This is a genomic window from Paenibacillus intestini (assembly GCF_030803945.1).
Taxonomy (GTDB): domain Bacteria; phylum Bacillota; class Bacilli; order Paenibacillales; family Paenibacillaceae; genus Paenibacillus; species Paenibacillus polysaccharolyticus.
In genome coordinates, this window is record NZ_JAURUN010000004.1 from 214,558 (window position 1) to 225,604 (window position 11,047).

Below are 11,047 nucleotides of genomic sequence, written 5' to 3' on the forward strand. Positions count from 1 at the left end.
TGCCTATTGCTTATGCCCTCCAAATCATTCAAATTCCGTTTTAGCGCAGTGCCAGCTATCTTCTATCGAACACAATAGGCAGGATGAATGAACAAAATGCGAAAATGGATGCCATTTGAAATTAAAGGTTGATTTCTTTATTGGTAAGCGCTTACAATATAAAGAATCCTTTTATTGGATTATATGATATATATGTTCCATATTAGTTCGGGAAAATAATAGCTTAAGGAGGCGTTCACTTGAGTAAACCTAAATTGTTAGCCCCATTACGCATCATACCCGTTGCACTTTCTATGGCCATGGTCACTGCCGCATTGGTCACTCCACATGCCGCTGCTGCCGATGTTAATGCTTCCTCCGCCCCAGTGACAATTAAAACCGAAGTGTTGCCGAGCCAGAAATCCAGTTCTACCCTTGTAGATGTGTCCTCTTTGTTGCAGAAATTCAGGGATATAAGCAACTTCGCGACTGGGGATCTCGCCAAAGATACGGCTTATGCACTGAATATCGTATCCTGGCAGATGCCGCACGGCGGCTTTTACAAAGACATGGAGAAACAATATGCTACCCCTTGGAATGGTGTAACGGAACGTTCTGGCTGGAAAGACCCGAGCGGTGTTGAGCTTGGAACCTTCGATAATGATGCTACAACATCGGAAATCCGCTTCCTGACTGAAATGTATGTCAAAACCGGTAAGCCGATCTTTAAGGACAGTGTCCGCAAAGCCGTTGATTTTATTCTCGTGTCACAGTACCCTTCGGGTGGCTGGCCTCAGGTCTATCCTAAACGCAGTAATTATTCGGATGCCGTAACGTATAATGACAATGCCATGGTGCAAACGATGATTCTACTAGATGATATCACCCAGCGCAAACACGGGTTTGATAATGATATTCTGACGAGCCAGGAACGCAGTAAACTAAAGCTTGCATTAGATAAAGGTATTGCTTATACGCTGAAAGCCCAGATTATAAATAAGGGAGTACCTACTGTCTGGGGTGCACAGCATGATCCTGTGACCTATGAACCGTTACCTGGCCGAGCCTATGAGCTGGCTTCCAAATCGGGATCAGAGTCAGTTGCCATTACCGCTTTCCTTATGTCTCTACCTCAGACACCTGAAATCGAACATGCTGCTAAAAGCGCATTGAAATGGTTTGATACCGTTCGTGAAGATGGCACCAAATACAATCGGCAAGGCCCCGTTTATTTCGAGCCCGATGCTGGCAGTGTCATTTGGTACCGTTTCTATAACGTCGATGAAGATATTCCTTTTTACGCAGATCGGGACGGTAAAAAATATATGAACATTCTGGACATCAGCGAGGAGCGCAGACATGGCTATTCATGGGCTGGAAGTTATGCTCGTAATCTGCTGAAGCTTGCCTCCGAACAAGGGTACTACAAGCTTAGCAAGCCACTTCCCAAATCATAATAATTTTGAGTAGAGTATTCTGTGTAGATACAACACTTTAGACAATAAAAGAAGCCTGTCCCTGCGAAATAGCAGGACAGGCTTCTCGTCATCATACGTTTACCTTACAGCAGATGTAGCACATTAACCGAGCAATTGCTCAATCGTTGCACTCATGGACTCTGGTGATTCTTTCGGTTCAACGCGGCCAACAACTTCACCTTCGCGGTTCACAAGGAACTTGGTAAAGTTCCATTGAATATCGCTGGTTTCACCTGATCCGGGCTGTTGTTCTTTCAAATATTGAAAGAGGGGATGAGCCTCTTCTCCGTTCACATCTACTTTTGCAAAGACCGGGAAATTAACGCCGTAGTTAATCTGACAAAAGGATTCAGCTTCTTCGCTTGTTCCCGGCTCCTGCCCACCAAATTGGTTACAAGGGAATCCGAGTACGACGAGGCCTTGATCACGATAACGGTCATAGAGCTTCTGCAATTCACCGTATTGCGGGGTCAATCCACATTTACTCGCTGTGTTTGCAATAACGAGCACCTTGCCTTGATACATATCCAGCGGCACTTCCTGATTTGCGGTGGTTACCGCCTTGTACGAATATACGGACATTGCTAATTCCTCCTATGAGATCGTAATATCCCAATTATAAACGTGTTCAAGTGTGAACTTCAAATTTACCGGGAAGCTACAATCGCCTCATATCGAGTTTGCCGCTCGGCTTTGCTCAGTTTGGGACAGGTGTAACAATAATCTTGACCCCCGTCCACCTTATAATACAGGCAGCATGTTGACTTCATTAAGATCTTCTCCCCCGGTTGATACGGGCTGTCGATCTCTACCGGCTTGAATTTCAACAGATTTTTACGTAATCCCAGAACTTCCGGTGGCATCGTTATGACATGCTCATACCCCTGAATAACAGCTTCTCGCTCCTGATCTGTAATCTCCATCTGAACAGCCAGCGTTTTGAACCATCTCAGGATCGACGCAAGCTGTGCCCACATCTGACCTGTATTCGCCCCGCCAGCCAGTGCCACTCCTTCAATTAAAGGCCGAAGCTGTTCTCCGTAATAAGCTGTAAGCATCGCCTGACGTGTAGATGTAGAAGCTACCGCTGAGTGGTGCTCGTCGTTGACGGGGGGCGCTGGATGAGCCTTTTCAGCGTCATCTAGCAGTTGAAAATGAAATGCGGGATATCCGTCCTGCAGCGTGAGTTGTAATCGAATATTATCCAGAGAAATATCCAGCACCTTGTCACACATCGCGTTTAGGTAATGTATACCCAAGAGCAAACCACGAACGGAATGCATGAAATACACCGCTGCGGTTTGCAAGCTATCTGCACGCAAATGTTCGTTATATGTTGTTAGCATATCTCTTGCCTGCTCTGCGTCCCTTAACGAAGCCAGAGGTGCAGCGTAAACAGAGTTCAAAATGGGATTCCTCGAAATACGTGCATATTGTTCAAGCCAGGTGTAATTGATTGCGCTCATTAATGAAACCTCCTGTGAATGCGAATGAGCCGCGTGCTAACAGCGCACAGCGGCTTCATTTCTATAATTCAGGATCGCACATCCGATCCAGCTCGTTTATTTTAACTGCCTGTTGCTTGCACACGATGTTCGGCGCGACCTGCCGCATGAACCATCGCACTGTTCACTACCTTGGTTTCAGGAGCAACTGGTTTTGGACGTTCGCCAGCGAGCGCATATGGCAAGCAGAGCGGTACATTGGAGCGCGGGTCCATAACGATGTCGGCTTCAATGTTAAATACTTCACGCAGCACGTCTGAGGTCATCACTTCAACTGGGGAACCTTCTGCAATGGCTTTACCTTGTTTGATGCCGATCATATGCTGTGCATACCGAGATGCATGATTCAGGTCATGGACGACCATCACAATGGTACGATTAGCAGTGGCATTTAGATGCTCCAGCAACTGCAATACTTCAAGCTGGTGAGCCATATCGAGGAAGGTTGTCGGCTCGTCCAGGAACAGAATATCTGTTTCCTGTGCAAGTGCCATAGCGATCCACGCACGTTGACGTTGTCCACCGGACAACTGATCGATCGGACGGTCATGAAACTCCGTCATGCCAGTCACTTCGATCGCCCACTCAATCATGCGTTTGTCTTCTGCACGCATGGAACCGAATCCTTTTTGATAAGGGAAACGACCATAGGAAACCAATTCTGTAACGGTCAGCCCTTCCGGTGCTGTAGGATTCTGAGGCAGAATCGCAAGTTGCTTGGCAACTTCACGCGTAGACTGCTTATGGATGGACTTGCCGTCGAGTAACACGCTACCTGCCTTCGGAGACATAATACGTGCCATTGTCTTCAGAATCGTTGATTTCCCCGAACCGTTGGCCCCCACAAGTGCGGTAATTTTCCCTTGGGGAATCTGAATGTTCAGATCCTCAACAATCAGTCTTTCCTCATAAGCGATATCCAGCTTGGACGTCTCCAGACGAAACATGCGATCATCCCTCTCTCATTAATCCCGGTATGTATTCCGGCTATCATAACGACAACGAAATTGAAATTATATTCTGATTCATTACTTCTGAATTTCCCGACGCTTTAACCTTCTAAAAGAAACTGTTTAATCTGCTACACTAAAGATACTGATAATCATTATCACTTGTCAACCAAAAATCCCAATTTTTTTGATGATATAAGGCATTCTTTGCTCGAAATCAGCATCTCGATGGCTACTATGACACTTATTATATGAGAGTATTTCTCAGTCATTCCGTGCGATTTTTCACCGCTCGCCTAATTACCTTAATTTGAATCAATTGATATATGTCTAATTTGTGAACAAAAACAACTCATCAGCACACTTCATCTAGAAAAGATAATTGTTACACAAAAAAAGATGATTCTGAAACCTCCGTTTCAGAATCATCCCTCAAATCTCACTTTATAGTTCCTTGCCTGTTCCGATTCAAATGGGGCCTAATACACAAATTCAACTTGGCTCCCGCATCAGGTTAATCGTGATCTCCGAGCCTTCTGCACCTTGCTGGATGCTCACAACATGCTCGGGTTTGATATTGTCCGGGATCGAGATCTGCATGCCATAGGGGTACAAGCGATCTGCTTCTGCCAAGGTTAACGGTGCCTTAGTGTCCGTTTTATTCTGGCCCTCTGGTGAAGCTTCATCGGTTGAATTATCACCTGTTTTATTTTGGCTTTGCTCCGGTGATTCATTTGTTGTGCCGGTTGACGCGTTGTCAACTTCGGATGGAGCACCCTTATCCGCTTCACTCGTTGAATCAGCTGAACCTTGACCTGTATTTTCTGTATCAGAGCCTTCACCACGATTCAGGCTTTCCCACTGGTCTGTAACATCGATATCCTTTGTGCTTCCGTCATCCATATGTAGCTGAAGATTCCCCTTTTCAAAAGGAATTCCGCCTGTCTCGCTCCGAAAGCGGATGACTAATTGGGCTGGTGATTTAGACCCTTCCTGCTTGTTCTCTGCAACAATATACGCAATGTAGTCTGCTGGCTTCTCTTCGGGATTCGTGGTAGTTACAGGTTCCCGATCTATCGGTGGCTGTACCTCAGGTTCAGATGAATTGTTCATCAGAGCATACGTACCACCTGCAACACCGAGAATCAGGAACAACAGCAACAATCCCATCCACCGTGTTTTCTTCCGTCCTGTTAACATGCGCATGAACGGGGAGGCAAGTTCCGCTTTGGCCCGATCATAGACCGGCTTCAGCGCTTTTCCTGCTTTGGCATAGTACGGCTTAAAAGCAGACTTGGATCGGAACGCTTCCCGATCATGCGTTTTGAAATACAGGATGATGGCATCTGCATATCCTTTATGTGCGTTAGAACCGCGAACAAACATGCGCTGCGCACCAGACCATTCAAAAAAAGTATAGATCTCTTCGGGGTGCCCCATATGACTGCGTGCAAACTCGATCAGACCCGAATAATCAAGCCGATTACTCCCGCTACCCCCGCGATAAAACGCAAGCGACAATGCCTCATACGCTGGTGTTCCCGGCTGATTCCGTAGCTCTGCCGCGAGCCAGCGACGAGTCCAGCGCTGAAGCTCGTCCCGCTCAGCAAGGGAGAGAGATTCCATTCCTTCTTCCGCATTACCGTCGCCGCTAAGCCAAGCTCTGGCTGCCAGCATCATATTGGTTCTTGCAACGACATCCGAGCCTTGACGTACCGACCAATCCCGAACCTCATGCTCATGCTGCAAAATATCGATCTGCAACAGTTGCTCCCGATTCACCCGGTCCAGATCAAGATCCTGGATCATAAACAGGTTGATGACATAAGCAAGTTTGTCAGCTAGCTTGGTTAAAGCCTCCTGATATGCAACCGGTTGTTTACCAAGGGACGGAGTGGTTGGTTTGCTGGTAGGATGCGTAGTTGTAGCCTGCTGTCCTGAATCGGCAAAAAACTCTGTTTGTCCGATATATCCGGTAATTTCCGATTCCATCGCACCACTCTCGGTGATAAAGTCCAAAACGCTAACCCGTTGAAGAGCTTCGTTCGCTGATTGCACCGGATTGGGCGCAGAACACAGTCTTTCCCGTAGCTCGGTACAAGACCGTTCCACTAAAAAAGCGGATTGGATGGCAGATGGATGAGCCGTAACCCATCGCTGGATAAGCTCAATCACGCTTGCTGCCGTTTCGGTACGTTTCAGCTGATTGTCCAGATATGGCTCAAACAGCAGTTTGGTTAAAGAAGCATTACCCAGCACCTTATCAAAGAAGGCCTGATTCAACTGAGCATCCCGATCCAAAATGGTATACAGCTCCTGCACAGCGCGCAATCGTTTCTGCGCTCGTGCATTGTTTACACCGTAGATAAAATAATCCACAATCCGGGCCTTCACCACTGGTGCAGCGACCCTAAAATACTCACCGATGCGAGAAGCCACCACTTCTTCGGGTACATTTTCCCGGCGTACACTATCCAGCTCCCGGCTGAGCAAGGTCAGGAACAGTTCGTTCAGACGTGAACGCTGCTGTAATCCGCCCTCCGGCTTCAGATATGTCAACAAGCCGCTCAAGACCTCATGTTTGTTATTCAGATATAAATCCTCTACGCCTTGTTCAAGGCTGTAAAATACAGATAGCTCCCCATAGGCTTCGATGGAAAGTTCACGTCCAGGCTCCATGCCTGCCAACATCTCATCGGCAAATCCATAAAACTCGGCCGACCTTGCCTGATCCTGCATCAAAAACCACGCAAATTCTGCGTATGGTAACTTCGCAACTGAAGCATCCGCGTGTGTGACACGCCCAGAGACGAGATCAAATGTAAAATCCTTCTCCGTATTTCGATCCTTGGGACGCAGTGTGCCACGCTCCACAAATTGCACATGAATACCTTTCTTGGCCTGTGGCTCTTTGGCAAATGTCATAAAACCAAGCTGACGTCGGAACGCATACGGCAATGCCTTGTACAGCAGACGAAGCAATGCCTTGGCTCCTGCTGTTACTTCCTCTGCTGGCACATCCAGTGCTATGTATACCTTGCGACGTGCAGCCACAGATTGCATCACGGCATACAGCATACGCTTGAACAATGTCTCGTCCATTTTCAGAGCGCTTAGAATCTGGCTCGGTGACGTGTTTGCCTCAAAGCTACCACCGGGCAGTTCAGTTCCAAGTCCTGCTCCACCTTCTGTCGCTAAAGGTAATGCTGCCAGTGCAGGTAGCTCTGTACCCTGCTCGATATCATATGAGTTGGCGAACACGGCATCTAGCCAGTCGCCACGTTTCATATATTCTTCCGAGCTTGCCGGTGATAGAACATAATTGTGAGCGAAAAACGCGCTGCGCAGGCCGGTAAAATCCGCAGCCTGATACACATTTTGCCCGAGAATGGTCTCGCCACTCTCCAGATGTAGCAGGTGCATCGAAGCCGGATACTTGCTCTCGTCCTTCTCACTTCGGCCTGTCAGCTCCGCAGGAGCATCATAGACACAGTAAGGATGAAGTATTTTTTTGATAAAAGAAGGTTCCAGTCCCGGTGATGCAGCCACCGTGTCAAACCCCTCCGTTGTCCGGAATACCCCGCGCCGCTCTCTCGTGTACATCTGCTGTTCAATGGGCGGAGTGTTAGTAGAACGCATCATCCCACTCTCCCCTCAATGTACTTGAGTTTGTATAGCAGCCACAGGAAAGGCTCGTCCACTCGGATGGGACTAACTACACCCTGAATTTTCATATCTACCGGATTACTTCCCAGCGCAGATACGGCAAAATAAGCGGTGTCTTTGAAATACACATCCATCGTGCCTTTGAACGGACGGTCCACTTTCTCGATAAAACGGCGGATCTCCCCGTCGATATTCTCGAACTCGGTCAGGTCGAAAGAGTCGCGGTGCACCATGTTGCGGAACACATTGCTATTGGATTTGATGTAATCGCCCTCCTCGTCCTTGAGGGAATGTAACATGTCACTTTTGGTGAGCACGACAGCGGTTGGAATATTGGTTTTGGCCTTGTCTTGATAGGCGATGAAGTCACCAAAAAGGGTCAGTACCACATCGCGTGGCTCATCGTACTTCGGCGTCCATTCTCCCGGTTCGTTACCCAGGTTAATGCGGATTTTGTCCCGGATCGAACGAATCTGAAGCGGGTCAACCATGAACAGAATACCTGCCGAGTTTTTGATATGCTGTCCGTGCAAGCCCAGATAATCCTGCTCCACCATACCTTCACCTGCCACGTCAAAAAACACCAGGGTCAGCGGCGCTTTATCCTCGTCCTTGAACACAAACTGAAAAATAAATGGCTCCTGCAGCTTTTCCTTCTGCGTGGAATCCAGCAAGTCGCCTCGTTCGAACAGCGGCTCTTCATAATCCGCACGGAAACGGCGGCTGATTTCGGCATTCAGCGGCATACAAGCGGCATCAAAATGATCCGCAGTATAATGCTGCAACGTATGAATTAAGGAAGTCATATACACGGATTTCCCGACCTGGGATGCACCAATAATTGAAATGATATTGCTTGGTGCCTTACCCGCTGTTACAGGCAACTCATTATGACAATGCGGGCACAGACGGCGGCGTGTCATCACACCGTAACGATCATTCAGGCCCATGACAATGTTATCCGAATAGATCCGGTGCTCCTCCGGTACATCATAAGGTGACAGCACAGCTTCCATATCAAATACCGTATCCAGCCCAAAGCGTTCCCGATATCGGTTGAGCTTGGCATCTTCTCCGAGTGCATAATCCTCGTCATCGTCACGATGGTGAGCCGCACGGAACACAACCTCTTCCGGTGAGAATTTGCTAAAGCAGTATGGACATACGATATCGTAGAACAACGGCCGTTCCTCCGGCTGCTGTCTCTTCAAAAACCGGCTAAAAAAACTCATAGACACTCCCCTCCCCTTATCTGTGTAAAATACATCCAAGTTAAATGGAGTTATTTCCACGGTACACTTCGATGACAGAACAACCTTCCAATCGCTTGAAAGCTCAACTTCAGTCGTCATGTCTGTTTAATCTGATATCAGCCGATAGGCAGCTCCGTACTTGGGGCCGTCCGTGAAGAATAACCTGATATAGTCGTCTTTGGCCACTTCCACGGGCGGCATTTCATTTTTCCCCGGTACAAAATCACTCACAAATGGATACACCGTTCCATCGTCCTTGTTCAGCGGAACGCCACCTTGTTTACGAACATAACAAAGCGCTTCTTTAGGCACAGGTACCTCAGCAGTTACCGTGATCAACACCGTCTTGCGTTTCTGAAAAAAACCGCTCTTATAGCGAATGGCAAAGCGGATATCCGCCTTGCCTGCACTTGCAATGCCCTGATTATCTTCATCCTGCTGACGGATCAGTACAGGCCCATCCTCATGCATCTGGCATGCGTACACCGTGTACTGAATCGCACCAAAGCCGGTCATTCGATCCACATACCCGTTATTCGCCTTGTACTCCTCTCGCGTATACAGCTTCAGCTTGCCCTGTGTCGATCCGCCCACATGGTCTCCATAATCAGTAACACTCCTGTGTTCTTCACCCACACGATCCGTATTCATAAGATTAAGTTCCAATCGTTCCACGTATACCGCCTCAAGTTGCTCCGGCCAGAGCCAGCGAAGTGTGCAACGACCTTCGTCTACTGCGAGCGTCAACTTTCGAATCCGGGGAGCCGAAGGATCTGCATCTGCATTCATAAACCGCATATTCCGTTGACCTCCCCGATGTTAGAATCCTTTGCTGCGTGTATCTCTTGGCCGCCTACCGAATCCTTCCGCAGAAGAAGTTCCACGGCCAGCATCCCGGCGCCCTTTACTCTTGCGTGGTGTGTTCTCTTTGATCGGAACAATCCAGGAGAAAAGGGTAAGTATACCTGACAGGATCAGCATGGCTCCCAATCGAACGAAAGCATCACCCACATTAGAACCGCTTAACCCCCACTCCAGTAACAGTCCGGCTAGCAAACCTGATACTGCACCACCTACACCGAAGCTGAGTGCAAGATGACGGTTATCAAACACAAGTCCAAGGGATACGCCAAGCGCCACACCGATCAGCAGCAAAGCCACAACACGGAAAATGGCCAGATACATACTGTGTTCCATCGCACCTGTACGCTCCGTCACGAGAGTACGTTCATCAATCGTATCGTAAATCTGTTGGAACGCGACATTCAGCCCACCTGCGTCAGGTACATCATAGTACATCCCGCCGGTTCGCTGAGCAATGCTCTTAAGCAAATCCGTACCCGAAGGGTCTACCAGGCTCAGACCAACAGTATGGATAGCCACTTGTTCCTGTACGTATTGCGGCAAAATGCCTGAGATATCAGCATCACTGAATCCGTCCGATAACAGGATAACGACTGTTCCCCGTTTCGGATCTTGTTTGCCTTCGATCAGTTTCATGCCTTCCCGGAGTACCGCATCAAAATTCGTCCCCCCGGATGTGGTGACAATGCCGTCGATTTTGCTATTCACTTCGCTTTTGGCAGCTTCACTATCTACGGCAATAAACGGCTGCAACAGTTGAGGCTGATCGTCAAACGTAATGACAGCCACCTGTTTGTCGCTCTCCATCTGATTAATGAGCGTCTTGGCTGCTTCAAACCGCCCGTTATTGGGATCAGTCTCGTTCATGCTGCCTGAATTATCAATCATCAATATGATGTCTTTGACCTGTTTTGCTCCGCCCGGATTGATCTGGTACAGCAATTGCAATCCCATCCCTACAACCAGTAGCAGTGCTAGCGTTGCAGGCACAAGCAGCTTCCAGGACAAGCTGAGATACCTGAGCTTCCACGAAGCACCGTTCAGTCTTGGTGAGATCATCTCTGCCAGTAGGCAGAACAGCCCCACGCTAAGTGCTAGCACACCGAAATATAACCCCATCAGCAGCAGGCGCGGCATTTCCCCAAGCCACTGATGCAGCATGATTTCTCCTGCCGCAAAACCAACTGCTCCGCCAATTAGGCTGAACAGCACCAGGAGAAGATTGATTTTTCGCTGCATGTCTGCATGCATCCTTTCTCAACGCCCGCCAGAAGCGGGCTGACTTAGTACCCACGAAACATAGAAGGACACCTCTGCTTAATCTAAGCAAGTTGAACTTAAAGATGGTTTAC

At 48.3% G+C, this 11,047-nt stretch carries 8 protein-coding genes; 1 reads left to right on the forward strand and 7 read right to left on the reverse strand.

What is annotated here, in order from left to right; genetic code table 11:
• The first annotated feature begins 239 nt into the window (after positions 1–239).
• Positions 240–1,436: a pectate lyase gene (pelA, locus tag J2T16_RS14220; RefSeq protein WP_499018552.1), complete on the forward strand. Its 1,197-nt coding sequence runs from the start codon at positions 240–242 to the stop codon at positions 1,434–1,436.
• 123 nt (positions 1,437–1,559) lie between these two features.
• Here pelA and J2T16_RS14225 read toward each other — a convergent pair whose 3' ends face one another.
• The 7 genes from J2T16_RS14225 to J2T16_RS14255 all read right to left on the reverse strand — a co-directional run bounded on the left by J2T16_RS14225 (position 1,560) and on the right by J2T16_RS14255 (position 10,934).
• Positions 1,560–2,039: a glutathione peroxidase gene (locus tag J2T16_RS14225; RefSeq protein ID WP_090924172.1), complete on the reverse strand. Its 480-nt coding sequence runs from the start codon at positions 2,037–2,039 to the stop codon at positions 1,560–1,562.
• Between the two features lie 65 nt (positions 2,040–2,104).
• Entirely contained in the window at positions 2,105–2,923 is an 819-nt protein-coding gene (locus J2T16_RS14230) for a ferric iron reductase (protein ID WP_221791684.1), read from the reverse strand.
• A gap of 101 nt (positions 2,924–3,024) precedes the next feature.
• Positions 3,025–3,909 carry an ABC transporter ATP-binding protein gene (locus J2T16_RS14235; RefSeq protein ID WP_090924170.1) on the reverse strand — a complete coding sequence of 295 codons (885 nt, stop codon included), beginning with the start codon at positions 3,907–3,909 and terminating at the stop codon, positions 3,025–3,027.
• Between the two features lie 495 nt (positions 3,910–4,404).
• Complete coding sequence (locus J2T16_RS14240) at positions 4,405–7,551, reverse strand: GAP1-N2 domain-containing protein (RefSeq protein WP_499018553.1); 3,147 nt, start codon at positions 7,549–7,551, stop codon at positions 4,405–4,407.
• Positions 7,551–8,810 carry a TRAFAC clade GTPase domain-containing protein gene (locus J2T16_RS14245; protein WP_090924168.1) on the reverse strand — a complete coding sequence of 420 codons (1,260 nt, stop codon included), beginning with the start codon at positions 8,808–8,810 and terminating at the stop codon, positions 7,551–7,553. Before J2T16_RS14245 ends, J2T16_RS14240 begins: the two co-directional genes overlap by 1 nt.
• 126 nt (positions 8,811–8,936) lie before the next feature.
• Positions 8,937–9,629 carry a beta-mannanase gene (locus J2T16_RS14250; protein WP_499018555.1) on the reverse strand — a complete coding sequence of 231 codons (693 nt, stop codon included), beginning with the start codon at positions 9,627–9,629 and terminating at the stop codon, positions 8,937–8,939.
• A gap of 21 nt (positions 9,630–9,650) precedes the next feature.
• Positions 9,651–10,934, reverse strand: coding sequence for a vWA domain-containing protein (locus tag J2T16_RS14255; protein ID WP_499018557.1), 1,284 nt, complete (start codon positions 10,932–10,934; stop codon positions 9,651–9,653).
• Positions 10,935–11,047: the final 113 nt, after the last annotated feature.